The 19,508-nt window shown below is 61.4% G+C and carries 22 protein-coding genes and 1 riboswitch; of the genes, 11 read left to right on the forward strand and 11 right to left on the reverse strand.

Features of this window, described 5'->3' with window-relative positions:
- The 9 genes from P1U55_RS05685 to miaB all read right to left on the reverse strand — a co-directional run.
- Positions 1 to 190, reverse strand: a 190-nt coding sequence (locus tag P1U55_RS05685) for a hypothetical protein (RefSeq protein WP_301046560.1), incomplete at its 3' end; no start/stop codon positions are given.
- Between the two features lie 242 nt (positions 191 to 432).
- A complete protein-coding gene (gene metK / locus P1U55_RS05690; protein WP_301046561.1) occupies positions 433 to 1,599 on the reverse strand; it encodes a methionine adenosyltransferase in 1,167 nt (388 codons plus the stop codon).
- A 10-nt stretch (positions 1,600 to 1,609) separates the two neighbouring features.
- Positions 1,610 to 1,660, reverse strand: a riboswitch (SAM-SAH riboswitch).
- Positions 1,661 to 1,670: 10 nt separating this feature from the next.
- The gene (lnt, locus tag P1U55_RS05695; protein ID WP_301046562.1) at positions 1,671 to 3,215 is read right to left on the reverse strand and encodes an apolipoprotein N-acyltransferase; all 1,545 of its coding nucleotides are present in this window, start codon (positions 3,213 to 3,215) and stop codon (positions 1,671 to 1,673) included.
- 4 nt (positions 3,216 to 3,219) lie between these two features.
- The gene (locus P1U55_RS05700) at positions 3,220 to 4,122 is read right to left on the reverse strand and encodes a transporter associated domain-containing protein (RefSeq protein ID WP_301046563.1); all 903 of its coding nucleotides are present in this window, start codon (positions 4,120 to 4,122) and stop codon (positions 3,220 to 3,222) included.
- Between the two features lie 33 nt (positions 4,123 to 4,155).
- On the reverse strand, positions 4,156 to 4,653 hold the full coding sequence (gene ybeY / locus P1U55_RS05705; RefSeq protein WP_301046564.1) for an rRNA maturation RNase YbeY: 498 nt from the start codon (positions 4,651 to 4,653) through the stop codon (positions 4,156 to 4,158).
- Between the two features lie 100 nt (positions 4,654 to 4,753).
- Entirely contained in the window at positions 4,754 to 5,773 is a 1,020-nt protein-coding gene (locus P1U55_RS05710; protein WP_301046565.1) for a PhoH family protein, read from the reverse strand.
- A gap of 196 nt (positions 5,774 to 5,969) precedes the next feature.
- Entirely contained in the window at positions 5,970 to 6,269 is a 300-nt protein-coding gene (locus P1U55_RS05715; RefSeq protein WP_301046566.1) for a hypothetical protein, read from the reverse strand.
- A 12-nt stretch (positions 6,270 to 6,281) separates the two neighbouring features.
- Complete coding sequence (locus P1U55_RS05720; protein ID WP_301046567.1) at positions 6,282 to 6,866, reverse strand: OmpA family protein; 585 nt, start codon at positions 6,864 to 6,866, stop codon at positions 6,282 to 6,284.
- Positions 6,867 to 7,065: 199 nt separating this feature from the next.
- Entirely contained in the window at positions 7,066 to 8,370 is a 1,305-nt protein-coding gene (miaB, locus tag P1U55_RS05725; protein ID WP_301046568.1) for a tRNA (N6-isopentenyl adenosine(37)-C2)-methylthiotransferase MiaB, read from the reverse strand.
- A 120-nt stretch (positions 8,371 to 8,490) separates the two neighbouring features.
- Here miaB and P1U55_RS05730 point away from each other — a divergent pair, with 120 nt between their 5' ends.
- Complete coding sequence (locus P1U55_RS05730; RefSeq protein WP_301046569.1) at positions 8,491 to 9,363, forward strand: hypothetical protein; 873 nt, start codon at positions 8,491 to 8,493, stop codon at positions 9,361 to 9,363.
- Positions 9,364 to 9,392: 29 nt separating this feature from the next.
- On the opposite strand, the gene irr is transcribed toward P1U55_RS05730, so the two are convergent.
- Complete coding sequence (irr, locus tag P1U55_RS05735) at positions 9,393 to 9,809, reverse strand: Fur family transcriptional regulator Irr (RefSeq protein WP_301046570.1); 417 nt, start codon at positions 9,807 to 9,809, stop codon at positions 9,393 to 9,395.
- A gap of 193 nt (positions 9,810 to 10,002) precedes the next feature.
- On the opposite strand from irr, the gene fabA reads away from it, so the two are divergent.
- The 4 genes from fabA (at position 10,003) to P1U55_RS05755 (ending at position 13,433) form a co-directional block, all read left to right on the forward strand.
- Positions 10,003 to 10,509 carry a bifunctional 3-hydroxydecanoyl-ACP dehydratase/trans-2-decenoyl-ACP isomerase gene (fabA, locus tag P1U55_RS05740; protein ID WP_301046571.1) on the forward strand — a complete coding sequence of 169 codons (507 nt, stop codon included), beginning with the start codon at positions 10,003 to 10,005 and terminating at the stop codon, positions 10,507 to 10,509.
- Positions 10,510 to 10,562: 53 nt separating this feature from the next.
- Positions 10,563 to 11,789 carry a beta-ketoacyl-ACP synthase I gene (fabB, locus tag P1U55_RS05745; protein ID WP_301046572.1) on the forward strand — a complete coding sequence of 409 codons (1,227 nt, stop codon included), beginning with the start codon at positions 10,563 to 10,565 and terminating at the stop codon, positions 11,787 to 11,789.
- Between the two features lie 4 nt (positions 11,790 to 11,793).
- Complete coding sequence (locus P1U55_RS05750; protein WP_301046573.1) at positions 11,794 to 12,582, forward strand: SDR family oxidoreductase; 789 nt, start codon at positions 11,794 to 11,796, stop codon at positions 12,580 to 12,582.
- A 65-nt stretch (positions 12,583 to 12,647) separates the two neighbouring features.
- The gene (locus P1U55_RS05755) at positions 12,648 to 13,433 is read left to right on the forward strand and encodes a metalloprotease (RefSeq protein WP_301046574.1); all 786 of its coding nucleotides are present in this window, start codon (positions 12,648 to 12,650) and stop codon (positions 13,431 to 13,433) included.
- Here P1U55_RS05755 and P1U55_RS05760 read toward each other — a convergent pair.
- On the reverse strand, positions 13,413 to 13,874 hold the full coding sequence (locus tag P1U55_RS05760; RefSeq protein ID WP_301046575.1) for a VOC family protein: 462 nt from the start codon (positions 13,872 to 13,874) through the stop codon (positions 13,413 to 13,415). The two genes, P1U55_RS05755 and P1U55_RS05760, sit on opposite strands and share 21 nt — an antisense overlap.
- 106 nt (positions 13,875 to 13,980) lie before the next feature.
- Here P1U55_RS05760 and P1U55_RS05765 point away from each other — a divergent pair, with 106 nt between their 5' ends.
- The 6 genes from P1U55_RS05765 to P1U55_RS05790 form a co-directional block, all read left to right on the forward strand.
- Positions 13,981 to 14,667, forward strand: coding sequence for a haloacid dehalogenase type II (locus P1U55_RS05765; RefSeq protein ID WP_301046576.1), 687 nt, complete (start codon positions 13,981 to 13,983; stop codon positions 14,665 to 14,667).
- Positions 14,667 to 15,488: an alpha/beta hydrolase gene (locus P1U55_RS05770; RefSeq protein WP_301046577.1), complete on the forward strand. Its 822-nt coding sequence runs from the start codon at positions 14,667 to 14,669 to the stop codon at positions 15,486 to 15,488. The genes P1U55_RS05765 and P1U55_RS05770 overlap by 1 nt, the downstream gene beginning before the upstream one ends.
- A complete protein-coding gene (locus P1U55_RS05775; RefSeq protein ID WP_301046578.1) occupies positions 15,467 to 16,456 on the forward strand; it encodes a threonine/serine dehydratase in 990 nt (329 codons plus the stop codon). The genes P1U55_RS05770 and P1U55_RS05775 overlap by 22 nt, the downstream gene beginning before the upstream one ends.
- On the forward strand, positions 16,453 to 17,655 hold the full coding sequence (locus P1U55_RS05780) for an endonuclease/exonuclease/phosphatase family protein (RefSeq protein ID WP_301046579.1): 1,203 nt from the start codon (positions 16,453 to 16,455) through the stop codon (positions 17,653 to 17,655). The genes P1U55_RS05775 and P1U55_RS05780 overlap by 4 nt, the downstream gene beginning before the upstream one ends.
- A 177-nt stretch (positions 17,656 to 17,832) precedes the next feature.
- Positions 17,833 to 18,558, forward strand: coding sequence for a glutamine amidotransferase (locus P1U55_RS05785; protein WP_301046580.1), 726 nt, complete (start codon positions 17,833 to 17,835; stop codon positions 18,556 to 18,558).
- Positions 18,559 to 18,630: 72 nt separating this feature from the next.
- On the forward strand, positions 18,631 to 19,508 hold an 878-nt coding region (locus P1U55_RS05790), incomplete at its 3' end, for an MBL fold metallo-hydrolase (RefSeq protein WP_301046581.1).

A 19,508-nucleotide genomic window follows, 5' to 3' on the forward strand; every position in this document is an offset into this window, starting at 1 on the left:
CGGGTTCGCCGGTCGCCGGGTTAGAGCCAATTTCCGCGCCTTCCCATTCGCCTGCCCGCGCCTCCATGAGCGCGTCTTCGATCAGGGTCATGGCGGCATCGCGAAAGTCCATCGCGGCGTCCCAATCACCGGGTTGCATATCGGGGATACGGTTGACGTTGTAGAAAACTTCGATGGTCTTGATGCCCATGGCTTGCGCCTCCTGCTCTCAACAAAAACAGGAAATCATGAAAATCGAGCTAATTTGCGGCGAATTTCACCAACAAGCGCAAAGGGATTGCACCTGAGTCCAGGAAAGCACAATGGCGCGCCATTGTGATGGCGCTGCAAGCAGAGGAAAAACTGCGGCACTCGCACCGCGCACCCTGTCAAAAGCAAAAAACCCGCCGTACCGGGCTGGCAGGCGGGTTTTTCACTGTGATTTGGTTGGCCTTAAAGCGCCTTTTTCAGCGCCTCGGCCAGATCCGTCCGCTCCCAGGAGAAGCCGCCATCGGCCTCCGGGGCGCGGCCAAAGTGGCCGTAGGCCGCCGTGCGCTCGAAGACCGGCTTGTTCAGCGCCAGATGGGTGCGGATGCCGCGCGGGGTCAGGTCCATCACCTTGGGGATCGCGGCTTCGATCTCGGCCTCATGCACTTCGCTGGTGCCATGCGTTTCCACATAGATCGAAAGCGGTTTGCTCACACCAATCGCATAGGAAAGCTGAAGCGTGCACTTGCGTGCAAGGCCCGCAGCAACCACGTTCTTGGCCAGATAGCGCGCCGCATAGGCAGCCGAACGGTCAACCTTGGTTGGGTCTTTGCCCGAGAAAGCGCCGCCACCATGCGGGGCCGCGCCACCGTAGGTATCCACAATGATCTTGCGGCCCGTGAGGCCCGCGTCACCGTCCGGCCCACCGATAACAAACTTGCCGGTGGGGTTGATCCACCACTCGGTTGCGCCGGTGATCCAGCCTTCCGGCAGGATTTTGGTGATATAGGGCTCAACGATGCCGCGCATATCCTCGGACGTCAGATCAGGATCAATATGCTGGGCCGAGAGCACGATCGAGGTCGCCTCCACCGGCTTGCCATTTTCATAGCGCAGCGAAAACTGGCTCTTCATGTCCGGGCCAAGCTTTGGCTCGGTGCCGTTCTTGCGCACTTCGGCGAGGGTTTTGAGGATCTGGTGCGCATAGTGGATCGGCGCGGGCATCAGCTCTTCGGTTTCATCAACCGCATAGCCAAACATGATGCCCTGATCGCCAGCGCCCTCATCCTTGTTGCCAGCCGCATCAACGCCCTGCGCGATGTCGGCGGATTGCGCGTGCAGGTAGTTATCCACATGCATATTGGCCCAGTGAAAGCCCTTCTGCTCATAGCCGATGTCTTTCACGCAATCCCGCGCGATCTCTTCGACGCGTTCGATCACGCTGCCGGGGCCGCGCACTTCGCCGCCGATGACAACGCGGTCGGTGGTTGCGAAGGTCTCGCAGGCCACACGCGCCTGATCATCCTCTGCGAGGAAGGCATCAAGAATGGCATCGGAGATGCGGTCACAAACCTTGTCGGGGTGGCCTTCGGAAACAGATTCCGAGGTAAAGGTATAGTTCTGACGAGACATTTTGGGGTAGTGCTCCATTGAGATTAGTGCCCGCCACGCCAGGAAGCCGTTGTGGCGACAGTTGCGCCTGCCTAGTCCGAAGCCCCTCTCGGGTCAACCGGAATGGCACGCCCCGGTAGAGCCAGCAGCATCAATGCGGCCAGAACAAGCACGGCGAACACCGGCCAATCCCCCCAATGGCGATAGGGCGGCGGCGTGCTGAGGCGCGGCGGCAGCGGGGCGTCAATATGCCCTGACGCCCCCATCGGCAGCGAGGCCACCATCCGGCCCTGCGCGTCGATCACCGCAGAAACGCCGGTGTTTGCCGCCCGCAGCACCGGCACCCCTTGCTCAACCGCCCGTAACCGCGCCTGCGCAAGGTGCTGATACGGCCCCGAGACGGTGCCAAACCACGCATCATTGGTGATATGCAGCACCCAATCCGCCCGCGGGGCGGCGTTGATCTCTTCGGCAAAGATCGCCTCGTAGCAGATCAGCGGCAAGAACCGCCCCAGCCCCGCGCCCGGCGCGATCAGCCGCAGCCCGCCCCCCGGCTCAAAGCCCTGCATCGCCGCCTCTGCCAAGCCTTGCGGCGCGAAGCGGCCCAGCAAATGCCCGCCGGGGATATATTCGCCAAACGGAACGAGGTGGGATTTGTCATAGCTTGCGGTCACGCTGGCATCTGGCGCGATCACCACCAATGAGTTGCGCGCCGCGCGCCCGTCCCACTGCTGCAAGCCCACCACAATCGGAACACCCCCCGCCGCCGCCGCTACGATCTGCGCGGTGCCGTTGCCCGGCTCCAGAAGATAGGCCAGCGAGGTTTCGGGCCAGGCCACCAGAGCCGGTTCGCCCACCTGCTCTGCGGGGGCCGATGTTTCCTCCAGGAGCCGCTCAAAAAACACCGGAATCCGCTCAGGATCCCACTTTTCATGCTGGGGCGCATTGGGCTGCACCAGCCGCACCACCGGCCCGCCGCCTTCTACCGGCAAGCCCGCACGCCACAGCCCATAAGGCACCGGAAGGGCCAGCAGGATCACCGCCGCAATCCCGCCCAAGGCCGCGCGCCGCGCGCCAAGCACCGCTGGCAGGGCCGCCGAAACGCAGGTGAACAGCGTCAGCAGATGGGGCCCACCCAACGCCGCCAGGTGCATTTGCGGCTGGCCGATCCAGATGTGCCCAAGCAGCGCCCATGGAAAGCCCGTCCACAGATGCGCGCGCAGCAGCTCTGCCGCCACCAGCAACATCGCCCCCCAAAGCGCCCGCCGTGAAGGGCCTCGCCCCAGCCCGGCGGCCATCCCAAAAGCGGCGCTCCACAATATCGCAAAGCCCCCCGCCATGCCCGCAAGCGCAAAGGGGGCCATCCAGCCGTGCCGCCATGGGTCCACGAAAAACGGCTCAACGATCCAAAAGGTGGTGCCCGCGAAGTAACCGACGCCCAGCGCCCAGCCGCGCCACGCCGCTGCCCTCGCGCGGTTGACCAAGGTGAACAGGCCAAACGCCAATACCAGCGCCAGCCAGGCCAGCCACGGCCAGCCAACCGGGGCCTGCCCCAGCGCCATAACCCCGCCCAAGGCGGCAAACAGTATGAAACTGCCCCAGCGCCCGGCGACCCAGCCGGCCAGCCTGTCGGGCATGGCTTTACTCACTGGCGGCCTCGCCCTCCACCGGCAAACGCACCCGCAGGCGCTTTACCCGCCGGGCATCGGCATCAACCACCTCGAATTCGGCCCCCGTGGGATGCGGCACAACCTCCCCCCGGATCGGCACCCGCCCGGTGAGCATGAACACAAGCCCGCCAAGCGTGTCGACCTCTTCAAGCTCCTCGGCATCGGCAAGCGACACGCCGGTCTCTTCCTCGAAATCCTCAAGCGGGGTGCGCGCCATGGCCAGATACTGGCCCGACTTCTCCTCGGTCCAAAGCGCACCTTCTTCTATGTCGTGCTCATCCTCGATCTCACCGATCACCTGCTCGATCAAATCCTCGATCGTCACCAAACCATCGGTGCCGCCATATTCGTCGATCACCAGCGCCATATGCACCCGGTCCGATTGCATCTTCTGCAAAAGCACGCCAATCGGCATCGACGGAGGGGCATAAAGCAAGGGCCGCACCATGGGCCGCAGCTCAAACCCCGCGCCATCGCCGTTGAAGCCGTATTTCAGCGCAAAATCTTTCAGGTGAACCATGCCAACCGGGCTGTCGAGCGTGCCCTCGTACACCGGCAAGCGTGACATGCCGCTATCCCGAAACACCGCCACCAGATCATCTTTTTCAATGTCCACCGGAACGGCCAGAATTTCGGCCTTCGGGATTGCCACATCCTCCACCCGCATCCGGTGCAGATTGCCAAGGCCCAGCATCGCCGCGCCAGCCTCCTTCGCTCCATCCCGCGCCGAAGCCTCGCCATCGGCGGCGTCTTCATCTTCCTCACCGGGAAAAATCACATCAGCCAACCGGCCCCAAAGGCCCTTGGCTTCGCTACTCTCGTCGTCTGGCGCGCTTTGCGCGGCGCTAGACGGCCCCTCCGAACTTTCGCCCATCGTCCCTTTCCAAATGCCAGCCCGTCCTGGGGCCTAAGCCTCATATGGGTTCGCAAGACCCAGCTTTGCAAGTACTTCCGCCTCGCGGGCCTCCATCAGCTCCGCGTCTGCGTCGTTAATGTGATCGTAACCCAACAGATGCATCGTGCCATGAACGATCAAATGCGTCAGGTGATCGCCAAAGGGGATGCCTCCCTCCTCCGCCTCACGCGCGCAAGTTTCATAGGCCAGTGCAATATCTCCCAGCGGGATGCTGCCGTCAGGGTCAGCCTCGGCGGCAAATGGCTCACCGCCTGCCGCCTCCGGCTGCAACTCCTGTGCGGGCCAGGACAGCACATTCGTGGGCTGAGCCTTTCCGCGATGCGCTTCGTTCAGCGTTGCGATGCGCGCGTCATCCGCCGCCAAAATGGCCAGCTCCGCGCCATCCGCAATGCGCTGATGGGCAAGCACTGCCGCAACCGCCCGCTGGGAAAGCACTTCAAGCCCAATCGCTTTCCAACGGTCATCTTCCAGAACAACGTCCAGATCCATTTTCTTGCTCTAAATATCCCTGGGGGTTTGGGGGCAACGCCCCCATCACAACCGTTAACGCAACGCGCGGCACGCGCACAATTCAGGAAGGGTCACACCCTCAGCCCTGCACTTCCGCCTTGTCATAGGCTTCGATGATCCGCGCAACAAGCGGGTGGCGCACCACGTCCTTGGCGGTGAAATAGTTGAACGAAATACCCTGCACCCCCTCCAGCAGCTTTTCCGCATCCCGCAGCCCCGATTGCACACCGCGCGGCAGGTCAACCTGGCTGCGGTCCCCGGTGATCACCATGCGCGATCCCTCGCCAAGCCGGGTGAGAAACATCTTCATCTGCATGGTCGTCGCGTTCTGCGCCTCGTCAAGCACCACAAAGGCATTGGCCAGCGTGCGCCCCCGCATAAAGGCCAGAGGCGCGATTTCGATGCGCTTGTCCTCGATCAGCTTTTGCACCTGTTTGGAAGGCAAAAAATCGTTCAGCGCGTCGTAAAGCGGCTGCATATAGGGATCGACCTTTTCCTTCATGTCGCCGGGCAGGTAGCCAAGCTTCTCGCCCGCTTCCACCGCCGGACGGCTCAGGATGATCCGGTCCACATTGCCCGCAAGAAACAGGTTCACCCCAACAGCGACCGCCAGATAGGTCTTGCCGGTGCCCGCAGGCCCAATGCCAAAGCCAAGTTCGTTCTCGAACAAGGAACGCACGTAGGCCTTTTGCGCTTCGGTACGCGGCTCCACAATCTTCTTGCGGGTTTTGATCTCGACCCGGCCACCGTGGAACATTTCCAGCTGGCCTTCGGCGGCACGTTCGGAGGTTTCGCCAATCTCGCCCCCCATTCGGATCGCGCCATCCACATCCCCCGGTTCGATATTCCGCCCGGCTTCCAGCTTGGCGTATAGCTCTTGCAAGATCACCGCCGCCTGAGACCTTGGGCCAGCCTCGCCGACCAGCGCCAACTGGTTGCCGCGCCGCAAGATCTGCACACCAACAGCATGTTCGATCTGGGCAAGGTTGCGGTCAAACTCTCCGCAAAGCTCGATCAAGAGGAGATTGTCAGGGAATTCCAGCGGGGTTTCCAGAATATCCTCGGGGTTTGGCGGGGCGGTCAGGGCGCTGATTCCCAAATAATGCGTCTCCGGTGTTTGAGGCCCGTATTGGGCTATATATTGCGTCTCCTTCAACCATGCTGCCAAGCCACGGGGTATCTGGCAAGCGGGCTGTGCGTAAATTTCACGCATTTGACATGAAAAAGGGCCGCGTGCTGGCTGCACACGGCCCCTTTTGATGGTTTTCCGGGCAGGCCCGGCACGCCGAAGCGGCTTAGATCGGGTCGGGGAAGGCCGAGCCGGATTTGAAGTCACCCACAGTGGAGCTTGAAGGACCGGCGCCCGAGCAAACCGGCTTGCCGAACTTGTCGAGTCGCTGGCTCAGGTAGCCTTCAACACCGTCGTCGATGATCCAGTGGTCGCAGCCGTTCGGATCAATCCAGACGCCGGCTTTCAGCTGGCTCAGGTCCTTGCTGTCAAAGCCACGGTCGATGGTTTTGTTTGTTTTTTCACCGAGACACCCCGAAAGGGAGGCGGCAACGGCAAGAAGCACGATAGGCTTGATGATTTTCATGTTGCTTGTCCCTTACTTGATGCAGATAATTTCGACGCGGCGGTTCTTTTGCATGCCAGCGGCGGTGCGGTTGGAGGCCAGCGGCATCCGCTCACCATATCCACGCACGTCAACGATCTTGCCACCAACGCCCTTGCCCACCTTGGCCACGCTCACGGCGCGACGGTAGGAAAGCTTCATGTTGTATTCATCGCTGGCCCGCGCATCGGTGTGACCGGCAATGATAAAGGCCCGTGCCTTGCTGGAGCGGAAGAAACTGGCGAGCCGCTTCTTGCCGGCGGCACTGATCCGCGCGCTATCGGTGGCAAAAAGCTGGTCTGAGTTCATCACGCCACACACGTTGCCACGGCGGCAAACCGGGATGCCCTGACGGCTGACATGCGGGGTCATGTACCCTTCCACGCCGTCGTCCATCACCCAGTGCTCGCATCCATCCGGATCAACCCAAACCGTGGGCGCATAGCGCTCGGAAGACACGATCCCCACGCCATCCAGTTCCTGCGCCGCTGCGGGAAGCGTTGAGAGAGTGAACGCCGCCGCAAGCGCCATCACGCCCCCGGCAAGCGCCCGTGTTGCTTTGGAAATCCTATAGGTCACGCGCATTCCGTCCTCTGCCAATTAAATTATGCGGAGCTACGGATTGCATCCCCCAACGCTCCAACCACACTATTGGCTAAATTTAACACGTTTTAGGGGCGTGTGAAGCGGTTTTGGCCATATATTGTGTCGAAATTGGCAACAACCACGCCGAGCAAGCGGAATTGTCGCGCAAATCGCAGCCAATTTGATCAGAAAATCAGAGAAGCGTGCCGCCGAGCGAATTTGGCCCGCTCTCGGTGATCCGGACTCGGGAGATTTGGCCAACCGCAACCTCCCCGGTCACATGCACCGCATGAAGATATCCCGACTTGCCCACCATCTGCCCCGGCAAACGGCCCGGCTTCTCAAAGAGCACATCTATCTCGCGGCCCACCATCGCATCCTGTGCCGCCTTTTGTTGGCGGGTCAAAAGGGCTTGCAACCTTTGCAGCCGGTCTGCGGCAACCTCCGGGTCAACCTCGGCGCGCTCCGCAGCAGGGGTGCCGGGACGGGAGGAATACTTGAAGGAATAGGCCTGCCCGTAATTCACCGCTTCGATCAGCGCCATCGTCGCCTGAAAATCCTCTTCGGTCTCTTCAGGGAAGCCCACGATAAAATCCCCCGAGAGCAGCAAATCCGGGCGGGCCTCACGGATCCGCTCGATCAGGCGGATATACTCCGCCGCCGTGTGCTTGCGGGCCATCCGCTTGAGGATCCTGTCAGAGCCGGATTGCACCGGAAGATGCAGATAGGGCATGAGCTTTTCGCAATCACCATGGGCGGTGATAAGGTCATCTTCCATGTCGTTGGGGTGGGAGGTGGTGAAACGGATGCGCTTTAGCTCATCAATCTCGGCCAGCCGCCGGATCAAGCGCGCCAGCCCCCATGTTTCCCCACCGTCCGCACCATGATAGGCGTTCACGTTTTGCCCAAGCAGGGTGATCTCACGCACCCCGCGCGACACCAGATCCTCCGCCTCGGCCAGCACCCGCGCCACCGGGCGCGACACCTCTGCCCCACGGGTATAGGGCACCACGCAGAAGGCGCAGAACTTGTCGCAGCCCTCCTGCACCGTCAAAAACGCCGTCGGACCACGTTGCGCCTTGGGGCGGGTCTTCAACTTCTCAAACTTGTCTTCTTCGGGGAAGTCCGTATCCAGCGCCTTTTCGCCCCGCGCGGCCTTTGCCTCAAGCTCAGGCAGGCGATGGTAGCTTTGCGGGCCAACGACGATATCAACCAACGGCTGGCGGCGCATAACCTCTTCCCCCTCGGCCTGCGCCACGCATCCGGCCACACCGATCTTGAGGTCAGGATTTGCCTCTTTCAGCCCCCGGTAGCGGCCCAGTTCGGAGTAAATCTTTTCAGCGGCTTTTTCGCGGATATGACAGGTGTTGAGCAGGATCATGTCAGCGCCATCAGGGCTGTTGACCTGCTCATAGCCGTCCAGCGCCTCGGCCATGCGCTCGCTGTCATACACATTCATCTGACAGCCATAGGTCTTGATATAGAGCTTCTTGGTCATCACGCGCACCTGAGGGAAAGTTGCGCGGTGCATATCCTAAGCCCCCCCTCCCCGCAACGGTTGCGCTTGGGGGGATGTTAACACTAGTTTGCGATCAACGACGGACAGCCAGAGAACCCCATGAGATACAGCTCGCTACAGGCATTCCTCGACCAGAACAGCGCGGCGCTCCAAAAAGGGCCAGTGGCGGTGATCTGTGTCGAAGATCTGGTCGAGGTTGAAACCACGATCCGCCATCACAGCCTCGCGGGCTTCAAGGAGGTTATCCTGCTGGCCCCCGATATGCTGGAGCTGACCGCCACGCTCGAAGCGCTCGTGCACCGGATCAACTATGACATGCACGCGGATGATGCGCTGATCAATGCGATCAACCCGATCATTGCCGCCGCCAAGCCGGGCACGTGGCTCTACTACTGCTTCAATGCCGAGTATCTCTTTTCCCCGTTTTGCGAAAACCGCACCGTGGGTGAAATGCTGACCTTCCATGTGGAGGAACGGCGGGATGCCATGCTCACCTATGTGGTGGACCTATACGCCGAAAATTTGAACACCTCGCCAAATGCCGTGTCGATCGAAACCGCGCATCTCGATAAATCCGGCTACTACGCCCTCGCCCGCCCCGATCCGGCCAACCACAATTACCCGAAGGAACGCCAGTTGGATTTCTTTGGCGGCTTGCGCTGGCGGTTTGAGGAGCACATCGCGGCAGATCGTCGCCGGATTGACCGGATTGGCCTGTTTCGCGCCAAGCCAGACCTGAAACTGCTGCCCAATCACACCTTCACGGACGAGGAATACAACACCTACGCCTGCCCCTGGCATCACAACCTCACGGCAACGATCTGTTCTTTCCGCACGGCGAAGGCGCTCAAATCAAATCCGGGCAGCCGCTACGATATCGACAGTTTCAAGTGGCACAACTCAACAAAGTTTGAATGGCACAGCCAGCAATTGCTGGATTTGGGGCTGATGGAACCGGGCCAGTGGTTTTAACGGCTTGAGCGCTGCCCTATTGGCGCGGATCAGCTCCGGCGCAGGCGGATCACCACATCAACCTTGGCAATTTCAGTGCCCTCGGGCGCATCCGGCACCGCGGCAATGCGCAGCTGTTCGGCGGGCGCATCGGTAAGAGACTGGCTGTCTTCCCAGTAAAAATGCGGGTGATCGGATGTGCAGGTGTCAAAGTAGCTGCGGCTGCCATCCACCGTGATTTCCTGCATCAGCCCGGCTGAGCAAAAGGCCCGCAGGGTATTGTAAACCGTTGCCAGCGATACCTTTTCGCCGGCTTCGCGGGTCATATCAAACAGGCTTTCAGCGGTAACGTGGCGATCATGCCCATCGCCCACCAGCAGCGAGGCCAGGGCGATCCGCTGCCGTGTCGGGCGCAATCCGCCCTGTTCCAGCCATTTCGCTCCACGTTCACGGGTCACAGTTTGCATACCAGTTGGGTCCATTTTCCTGACTTGCCTTGGGGTATACCGGCTGTGGCGGGGCATTTTCAATTGAAAATAGCTCGCAACTTCGCCAACCCAAGCGCTATTGCGCCCCCCAAGCCGCCGATGGTAGACGAGTCTGAACGCAAGTTTGCAAAGCAAAGTGGTCCTGAAAGGACCGAATGGGAGACAACGCCGAATGGCCAATCATCCGAGCAGTTTTGACAAGGACGGGCTTCTGAAATGCGCAAAGGGCGAGCTTTTTGGCCCCGGCAACCCGCAGCTTCCAGAGCCGCCGATGCTGATGATGGACCGCGTCACCGACATTTCGGACGACGGCGGCGAAAACGGCAAAGGCCATGTGCGGGCCGAGTTTGATATCCACCCGAACCTGTGGTTCTTTGCCTGTCACTTCCCCGGCGATCCGGTGATGCCCGGCTGCCTTGGCCTTGATGGCCTGTGGCAGCTCACCGGGTTCAACCTTGGCTGGCGCGGGATGCTGGGGCGCGGTCGTGCGCTTGGCGTGGGTGAGGTGAAATTCACCGAGATGATCACGCCGGAGATCAAGCAGATCGAATACCACGTGGACTTCACCCGCGTGATGGATCGCAAGCTGAAACTGGGCATTGCCAATGGCAAAATCTTCGCCGACGGCCGCCTCGCCTTCACCGCCGAAGGCATGAAGGTTGGCCTGTTTACTGACTGAACCATCGACCAAGGGCCGCGCCCAGCGTGGCCACCAAGGGAGCGAAATCACATATGCGTCGTGTCGTCATTACCGGGATCGGGGTCGTCTCCCCCATCGGCAACACCGCCGAAGAGGTGACAGATAGCCTGCGCACGGGCCGTTCGGGCATCCGTGCCGCCGAGGACTATGTGGAGCACGGCTTTCGCTCGTGCATTCACGGCAAGCCCGATATCGACCCCGCCGAGCACATAGACAAGCGCAACCTGCGCTTCATGGGGCCGGGGGCGGCCTATAACTTCATCGCGATGGAGCAGGCGATTGCCGATAGCGGGCTGGAGCAAAACGATGTTTCCAACGTGCGCACCGGGCTGATCATGGGCTCTGGCGGTCCGTCGACCTCCAATTTCTTTGCCGCGCATAGAATCGTGATGGAAAAGGGTTCGCCCAAGCGGATGGGGCCGTTCATGGTGACGCGCTGCATGAGCTCCACCAACTCCGCCTGCCTTGCCACGCCGTTTGCGATCAAGGGCATCAACTACAGCATCACCTCGGCCTGCTCGACCTCGCTGCACTGCATCGGCAACGCCGTGGAGCAGATTCAGATGGGCAAGCAGGATGTGGTCTTTGCCGGTGGCGGCGAAGAGGTGGACTGGACCCTGTCCTGCCTGTTTGACGCAATGGGCGCGATGTCGAGCAAATACAACGACACCCCCCAGCAGGCCTCCCGCCCTTATGACGCCACCCGCGATGGCTTTGTCATCTCCGGCGGCGGCGGCGTTGTGGTGGTGGAAGAACTGGAGCACGCCAAAGCCCGCGGTGCCAAAATCTACGCCGAAGTCACCGGCTACGGTGCCACCTCTGACGGGGCCGATATGGTCGCCCCCTCCGGCGAAGGCGGTGAGCGGGCGATGAAACTGGCCCTATCCACCATCGGTGACCGCAAAGTGGATTACATCAACGCCCACGGCACCGCGACGCCGGTGGGCGATGTGGTGGAAGTCGAGGCGATCCGCCGGGTGTTTGGCGAGGGCAATACGCCGCCAATCTCCTCCTCCAAGTCGCTTGCAGGCCATAGCCAGGGCGCGACAGGCGTGCTCGAAGTCATCTACTCCATCCTGATGATGGAAAATCGTTTCATCCAGGCTTCGGCCAATATCACAGAGCTGGATCCCGCGCTTCACCCTGACGAGATCGTCACGGAAACCCGCGAGAACGTCGATCTCGACACGGTGCTCTCCAACAGCTTCGGCTTCGGCGGCACCAATGGCTCGCTGATCATGAGTAAATTCCACGGGTAGCAAAATGTCAGATTCGATGCAGGGAAAGCGTGGCCTTATCATGGGCGTGGCAAACGACAGGTCCATCGCCTGGGGGATCGCCAGGGCGATGGCCGATGCGGGCGCCGAGCTTGCCTTCAGCTATCAGGGCGATGCTTTTGGCAAACGGGTCAAACCCCTCGCGGCCACCCTCGGAAGTGACTTTCTGCTGGATGTCGATGTGACCGACGATGAGTCTCTGGACGGCGCTTTTGCAAAGATTTCAGAGCGTTGGGGCGGGCTTGATTTTGTCGTTCACGCGATTGCCTATTCCGACAAGAACGAACTGGCCGGGCGTTTCATCAACACCACGCGGGAGAATTTTCGCAACTCGCTGACAATCTCATGCTTTTCGTTGATTGATGTCGCCCGCCGCGCCGCACCGCTGATGAAAGAGGGCGGCACCCTGCTCACCCTCACCTATCAAGGCTCCAACCGCGTGACCCCCTATTACAACGTGATGGGCGTGGCCAAGGCGGCGCTGGAAAGCTCGGTGCGCTATCTGGCCAACGATCTTGGCCCAGATGGCATCCGCGTCAACGCAATCTCCCCCGGCCCGATGAAAACCCTCGCCGGCGCGGCGATCGGCGGCGCGCGCAAGACCTTCCGCTTCACCGGGGCCAATGCGCCACTGCGCGAGAATGCCACGCTGGATGCCGTGGGCGGCACCGCCGTTTACCTCGCCTCCGACGCCGGAGCCTGCACATCGGGTGAAATCATCCACGTTGATGGCGGCTTCCACATCCTCTCAATGCCGCAGCCCGATAACCTTTAGGCCCTGGCCCGGCGTCACCCGGTTTTCGCCCAAATGACGCCGGATTTGAGTGTGATGAGCACGGCATGACAGCCTTGCTTTTTGCCTTTGCGCTTTGCGCTTTCACCATGTTCTGCCTACGCGGCGGCCTTGTTTCCGCGACCGGACTGCGCGTGCATTCGCTCGACAGGAACGGGCTGATGATGGGGGCCGCCGCCTTTGCACTGGCGGCATGGGTCTTTGGCCCCCTCTACGGCATCGCGCTAACGGCTTCGGTGGTGATCCACGAGTTTGGCCATGTCGCGGCCTACCGCGTCGCGGGCCACACTGACGCCCGCTTCCGCCTTGTGCCCCTGTTTGGCGGGGTCGCCATCTCCAACCGGGTGCCAGACACCCAGGCCGAGAGCTTTTTCATCACGCTGATGGGGCCGGGCATTTGCTTGGCCCCGATGGTGCTCAGCTACGCGCTGTCAGATTATTTCCTGTGGCGCGCGCCCGAGGTTTCGCGCGCGCTCTGGGTTTTTGCCGCCGTCACAGGGCTGATGAATTTCTTCAACCTCCTGCCCTATTGGCCGCTCGACGGTGGACGCTGCGTGAAGATCCTGGCCGAGACGTTCTGGAAACCACTTGGCCGGATCGCGGCCTTCGCCATGAGCGCCGCCCTCGCCGCAACCGCGCTTTGGATGCAATCAACCCTGCTGTTTTTCTTCGCGTTTTTCTCAGCCCAATCGCTGTTCTCCGGGCAGGATGAAAGCACATTTCAGCGGCCCATGACCAAAGGCCAGGGGACACTCGCCGCCTTTGCCTATCTCTTCACCCTGGCGGCACATTTCTGGGGCGGTTACGCGCTGCTAGACAGGTACATTATCTAGATCAAAGTCGTCGTCGCTCTCGGCCACCTCCGCCACAAAGGCGGTGAGGCTCGGCTGGGCCATCAGGCTTTCCTCGGGGATCATCAGCCCCGCTACCGCGCCTGTTGGGTCTTTCACCATCGCAATCCGCCCAATCCCGCGCACATCAAAAGGCGCACGGATCAACTCACCGCCCTCCGCTCGCGTATCGCGGATGGCATGGGCAAGATCGCTGACGGCAAGGTAGGTCACCCAATGGGCAGGCGCATCGCCCATCTCAGGGGTCATCTGCATCAACCCGGCCACCGGGCGGCCCAACCGCGTGGCCAACAGGTAAGGCGTGCCGTTGATCCGGCGCTCCTCATACTCCCAGCCGCACACCTGGGCGTAATAATCCCGCGCGCCTTCCAGATCGCGGGTCATCAATTCACTCCACCAGACGGTTCCGTGATGGCCAGCCATGGTCGCTCCTCCTCGGTCCATCGCACGATTCCCTGCCAGACCTTAGCACAGCCCTTCCGCCTCGCGCGCGGCTGTGCCAGTCTGCCGCAGACAATGGGGGGAAGAGATGGCAATCAAGGCCTGCGTGTTTGACGCATACGGAACACTCTTTGATGTCGCCGCCGCTGCGCGTGAAGCGGCTGCAGAGCCGGGGCAGGAGGCGCTGGCAGGCTGCTGGCAAGCCTTGGCAGAAACCTGGCGCCAAAAGCAGCTGGGCTATTCCTGGCTGCGGGCCGTAACCGATACGCATGATGATTTCTGGCAAGTCACCGGGGAGGCGCTGGATTATGCCCTCGCTGAGCAAAATCTGGCCGATCCACTGCTGCGTGAGCGCCTGCTTGCGCTTTACTTCGAGCTGTCTGCCTACCCCGAAGTCCCTGAAATGCTGTCTCAGTTGAAGGCCAGCGGCTATACCACCGCGATCCTTTCCAATGGCTCCCCCGATATGCTCTCCGGCGCGGTCACCTCTGCCGGGGTTGAGCCGGTTCTTGATGCGGTGATCTCGGTTGAGGAGGTGGGCGTTTTCAAGCCCGATCGCCGCGTTTATGATCTGGTCGAAACGCACCTTGGCACCGCCCCCGCAGAGGTGCTCTTTGTGTCCTCCAACGGCTGGGACGCCGCCGCCGCCGCGGGCTATGGCTTTCAAACCGCGTGGGTCAACCGTGGCGGCCTGCCGATGGACCGTTTACCATGGCGCCCGGCGCATGAACTTACCGATCTCACCCCCATCCCCGATCTCGCAGGAAGACTCTGATGTCCAGTTTTATCACAACCGACGGCACCCGTATCCACTACCGTGACGAGGGCGAAGGCCTGCCGCTTTTGTGCCTTGCCGGTCTCACGCGTAACGCAAGTGACTTTGATTATCTGATGCCGCACCTCAGCGGCTACCGCGTGATCCGGCCTGACTATCGCGGGCGCGGCGGCTCGGCCTGGACGGGGGCCGATACCTACACCGTTGGCCACGAGGCCAAGGACCAGCTTCAACTGCTCGACCATCTTGGCCTGCCAGCCGCTGCGATCATCGGCACGTCACGCGGCGGGTTGATCGGCCTTGGCCTTGGCGCGATGAAGCGCGACCGTGTGCTGGGCCTTTGCCTAAACGATGTGGGCCCGGTGATCGAGCGCGAAGGGTTGGAGCACATCATCGACTATGTTGGCCGCAACCCCGCCGCACGCACCCACGCAGACCTTGCCGCCGCCCTGCCCGGTGCGATGCCGGGGTTTGAAAACGTCCCCGCCGAGCGCTGGCTGGAAGAAGCCCGCAAACACTATGATGAAACCGCAGACGGGTTGAAAATCAATTACGATCCGGCGCTAAGGCAGGCCTTTATCGCCGCTTTCGAAGACGAAAACCCCGACGCCTGGGATTTGTTCGATGCCTTGGAAGGGCTGCCACTGGCGCTGATCCGGGCCGAAAACTCTGACCTGTTGAGCCGCGAAACCGCACGCAAGATGCGCGAGAAACGCCCCGATATGGTGTTTGCCTCGGTGCCCGACCGCGCCCATATCCCCTTCCTTGATGAGCCAGAGGCGCTCAAGGCCATCGATCAATGGCTGGAAAAGTTGCGTTGAATTTCAACCTCATAGAAGCCGCCGCAACCCAGCTGAAGGGGCACGCGAGGGTAACACCGCTGCTGAACTCCCCCTTCCTCGACGACATCGCAGGGCGGCGCGTTTGGGTGAAGGCCGAGTGCTTGCAACACACCGGCAGCTTCAAGTTTCGCGGCGGCTGGTCGGCTGTCTCCGCGCTTACCGGCGAGGGCGGCGTTTTGGCCTATTCCAGCGGCAACCACGCACAGGGCGTTGCGGCGGCGGCCAAGGCGCATGGGCGGGCAGCGGTGATCGTGATGCCCTCGGATGCGCCAGCGATCAAGCTGGCCAACACCCGCGCCTTGGGGGCTGATGTTGTCACCTATGATCGCACCACGGAGAACCGGGAGGAGATTGGCGCCGCATTGGCAAAGGGCCGCGACCTCACCCTCATCCGGCCTTATGATGAGCCTCAGGTGATTGCCGGGCAAGGCACCGTAGGCCTTGAAATCGCCCAACAAACCGCCGAGGCCGAGGTGGATAGCGGCGAGGTTTTGGTATGCTGCGGCGGCGGCGGGCTGACCTCGGGGATCGCACTTGCGCTCGCTGAAGCAGCACCAAGCTTCCGGGTGCGGCCAGTCGAGCCGGCGGGATTTGACGATGTGGCGCGCTCGCTTGAGGCGGGCAAGATTGAGCATAACGCCACGCTTGGCGGGTCGATCTGTGATAGCATCGTAACGCCACAACCGGGAGACATCACCTTCCCCATCATGAAAAAACTCTGCGATTCCGGGCTTGTCGTGACTGATGAAGAGGCCTTGCGCGCGGTTGCGGCGGCGTTCCAACGGCTGAAAATCGTGGTGGAGCCGGGCGGGGCGGTGGCTTTGGCAGCGGCGCTCTACCATGGCAGCGAAATTGAGGGCGATGACGTGGTGGTGGTGGCCACGGGCGGCAATGTTGACCCGGCGATTTTTGCAACTGCGATAAGCACTTATGGAGATGGACGATGACTGAGTGGACGGTTGCCAGCTTCAACGTGAAAAACCTGATCGGGGCCGAGCAGGAGTATTATCGCTTTGAGAAATACACCCTCGAAGAATACGCGTGGAAGGCCGGGTGGCTGGCCGAGCAAGTGGCAACGCTCAACGCCGATCTCATTGGTTTTCAAGAGATTTTTGACATTGAAGCGTTAAGGGATGTGATTGCACAGGCCGATGAAATTGGCGAAGCGAGCAATGCGGTGTCGATCCCTGATGGCTCAAAACCCTATCGGCGCAAGGCGATCTTTCGCAAACTGGCCTACCAACCCTATGAAAAGACTGTCGAAATTGCCTTTGCGCCCAACGCCAATGACGGCGGGCCGGGGGAGCGCCGTCCAGGGGTGGCGGTGCTGTCCCGGCGGGGGTTTTCTGAGGCGCCGGAAATCATCCAGGTGCTTGATAACCCGCTGGAAATTCCGCTGCGCGAGCTGGGTGGGGATGGCGCGGGGAGCTTTACCGTCAAGCGGCTGTCGCGGCCGATCCTAAAGGTTAAGGTGCCGGTCGCTGGCACGGTTGTCACGGTGTTCAACTGCCACTTGAAATCAAAACTGGGGGAGTTCATCACCCCGCAAGGTGCTGATTTTGCACCGGAAGCCAACCTCACCAACTATGATGCGGTGGGCCGCGCCATGGGCTCGCTCAGAGCGGCGCTGCGGCGCATGGCCGAGGCCTGGGTGCTGCGGCGCGAGATTGTGGCGGAGCTGAAAAAGGGCCATCCGGTGATCGTTATGGGCGATCTGAACGATGGCGAGCACGCGGTTTCAACCGAGATCATCACCGGGGAAGCGCCGTTCAAGAATTACGCGTGGATGCGGCGCCATGATGCCAGGCATCCGGGGGATCGCTACAGCGTGGAACAGGCCGCGCAGATCACCGAAGCGGTCGATTCCATGCGCCTGCACAGCGCCGAAAAACTGTTTGTTCGCAAAAGCTTGCGCCACATGGTCTATACCGCGTCCTTTGGTGGGGTGTTTGAGAGCATCGACCAGATCCTGCTGTCCCGCCACTTCCACCCCGAGGCCGAAAACCCACTGGCGCAGATGGAATATTTCAGCGTGCTGAATGATCATCTGACCGATGGATCCCACCCGGAAGCGCCCTATAACAAGCTCGCCTCTGACCATGGGCAGATCATGGCGCACCTGCGGTTTGGCGACAGCCCTGCATAAATGCAAAGGTTAACGCAGCGAACGGTCGATTGTGCGGAAAAGCGCACATACACAACCGATGCACAACTCATACACAAGTGATGCATATTCAAAAATGAAAGGCAGGCCGTCAACAGGCACGCCCCGGCCCCGATCGCGCCATTGGCGAAACCGGCCACATCGGCTACATCGCCCGGCATGAAGCCATTTTTGATCCTGCAATTGCGCCCCGAGGCCGATGCCTCTGACGATGAGTTCGCCGCGATCCTCGCCAAGGGCGGGTTGAGCGAAGGCGATGTGCGCCGGGTGCGGCTGGATTGCGAACCGCTGTCGGAAGGACTGAACCTTGATGACTATGCCGGGGTGATCGTGGGCGGCGGTCCGGGCTGCGTGAGCGACCCGCCGGAAGCGAAAACCCCGGTTGAAGCGCAGATCGAGGCGGCGGTGCTGGGGATCATGCCCGAAATCACCGCGCGTGACCTGCCCTTCATGGGCTGCTGCTATGGCATCGGCATTCTGGGCAAGCATCTGGGCGGCGAGGTTTCAAAGGAGCGCTACGGCGAGCCGGTGGGCACCACCCCCTGCCGGATCATCGCGCCCGACCCGCTGCTTGACGGTGTGGCCGAGGAATTTGACGCCTTCGTAGGCCACAAGGAGGCGATGCAGGCGCTGCCAAAGGGCGCGGTGCATCTGGTGGAAAGCCCCGCCTGCCCCTTCCAGATGCTGCGCTACGGCGAGCATGTTTATGCGACGCAATTCCATCCCGAGGCTGATGCGAGCGGCTTTGAAACGCGGATCAACATCTACAAGCACAAGGGCTATTTCGCGCCGGAAGAGGCCGAAGGGCTGATCGAGATGTGCCGCGCGGCGGATGTGTGCGAGCCTGAGCGCATTTTGCGGAACTTTGTCGCCCGTTACGGGTGATCGCCCGCGCGGTGCTTGCCGGGTGCCGCATAAACGTTCATATTCGCAACTGTCTATATCTGGGAGGATGTCATGGACGTTTCACGGCGTGTATTCATGGCCGGGGCTGCGGCTTCGGCGGGGCTTTTCGGCACCGGACTGAAGGCAACGGCCGAGGTTTCGCTGGGAGCGGCCCGGCTGACCACGGTGAGCGATGGCAACCTGATGCTGCCCGGAGATTTCATCTTTGGCGACTTGCCAATGGACCAGGTGGCCGCAATCGTTGAGCCGCTGGGCGTATCCACCAAGGCCCTGGAGCCTGAGTGCAACGTAACGCTGCTGCGCCAGGGCGATGATGTGGTGCTGTTTGATGTCGGCGCGGGTGGCGATTTTCAGCCCTCCGCCGGCAGCCTGCTCGACAGCCTCGATGCGCTGGGCGTGGCCCCCGAGGAGGTGACGCATGTGGTGTTTACCCACGCGCACCCCGATCATCTTTGGGGCCTGCTCGATGATTTTGACGACCCGATCTTCACCGAGGCCACCTTCATGATGGGGCGCGAGGAATGGGATTATTGGTGGAACCCGGAAACGGTAAACACCATTGGCGCGGCGCGCCAGTCTTTCGCTGTGGGGGCCAAGCGCCGCATGGAAGTGATTGAAGACGCTGTAGAGTTTTTCAACGACGGGGATGAGGTGCTGCCCGGTGTTTCCGCCATTGCCATGGTGGGCCACACGCCGGGGCACATGGGGTTTGAGGTGCGTCAGGGCAATGATGCCGCGCTGATCGTGGGCGATGCGATTGGCAACCATCACCTCGCCTTTGCGCGGCCTTCATGGTCGCTCGGCTCTGATCAAAACCCGGAAGTTGCCGCCAGCACGCGCGGCGTGATCTTTGATCGGCTGGTGAGTGAGCAGATGGCCGTGGTGGGCTTTCACCTGCCGGATGGCGGGATTGGCCGGGCCGAAAAGGA

Source organism: Vannielia sp., from assembly GCF_029212645.1.
Lineage (GTDB): Bacteria > Pseudomonadota > Alphaproteobacteria > Rhodobacterales > Rhodobacteraceae > Vannielia.

Bases quoted from the DNA above. Each gene is read 5' to 3' on its own strand.
- P1U55_RS05780 (WP_301046579.1), top strand. From the start codon at position 16,453: ATGACTGAGTGGACGGTTGCCAGCTTCAACGTGAAAAACCTGATCGGG.
- P1U55_RS05775 (WP_301046578.1), top strand. From the start codon at position 15,467: ATGGCTGGAAAAGTTGCGTTGAATTTCAACCTCATAGAAGCCGCCGCA.
- P1U55_RS05785 (WP_301046580.1), top strand. From the start codon at position 17,833: ATGAAGCCATTTTTGATCCTGCAATTGCGCCCCGAGGCCGATGCCTCT.
- fabA (WP_301046571.1), top strand. From the start codon at position 10,003: ATGGCCAATCATCCGAGCAGTTTTGACAAGGACGGGCTTCTGAAATGC.
- fabB (WP_301046572.1), top strand. From the start codon at position 10,563: ATGCGTCGTGTCGTCATTACCGGGATCGGGGTCGTCTCCCCCATCGGC.
- ybeY (WP_301046564.1), bottom strand. From the start codon at position 4,653: ATGGATCTGGACGTTGTTCTGGAAGATGACCGTTGGAAAGCGATTGGG.
- irr (WP_301046570.1), bottom strand. From the start codon at position 9,809: ATGCAAACTGTGACCCGTGAACGTGGAGCGAAATGGCTGGAACAGGGC.
- P1U55_RS05760 (WP_301046575.1), bottom strand. From the start codon at position 13,874: ATGGCTGGCCATCACGGAACCGTCTGGTGGAGTGAATTGATGACCCGC.
- P1U55_RS05755 (WP_301046574.1), top strand. From the start codon at position 12,648: ATGACAGCCTTGCTTTTTGCCTTTGCGCTTTGCGCTTTCACCATGTTC.
- P1U55_RS05700 (WP_301046563.1), bottom strand. From the start codon at position 4,122: ATGGGCGAAAGTTCGGAGGGGCCGTCTAGCGCCGCGCAAAGCGCGCCA.
- miaB (WP_301046568.1), bottom strand. From the start codon at position 8,370: ATGACCAAGAAGCTCTATATCAAGACCTATGGCTGTCAGATGAATGTG.
- metK (WP_301046561.1), bottom strand. From the start codon at position 1,599: ATGTCTCGTCAGAACTATACCTTTACCTCGGAATCTGTTTCCGAAGGC.
- P1U55_RS05750 (WP_301046573.1), top strand. From the start codon at position 11,794: ATGTCAGATTCGATGCAGGGAAAGCGTGGCCTTATCATGGGCGTGGCA.
- P1U55_RS05765 (WP_301046576.1), top strand. From the start codon at position 13,981: ATGGCAATCAAGGCCTGCGTGTTTGACGCATACGGAACACTCTTTGAT.
- P1U55_RS05730 (WP_301046569.1), top strand. From the start codon at position 8,491: ATGAGATACAGCTCGCTACAGGCATTCCTCGACCAGAACAGCGCGGCG.
- P1U55_RS05770 (WP_301046577.1), top strand. From the start codon at position 14,667: ATGTCCAGTTTTATCACAACCGACGGCACCCGTATCCACTACCGTGAC.
- lnt (WP_301046562.1), bottom strand. From the start codon at position 3,215: ATGCCCGACAGGCTGGCCGGCTGGGTCGCCGGGCGCTGGGGCAGTTTC.
- P1U55_RS05715 (WP_301046566.1), bottom strand. From the start codon at position 6,269: ATGAAAATCATCAAGCCTATCGTGCTTCTTGCCGTTGCCGCCTCCCTT.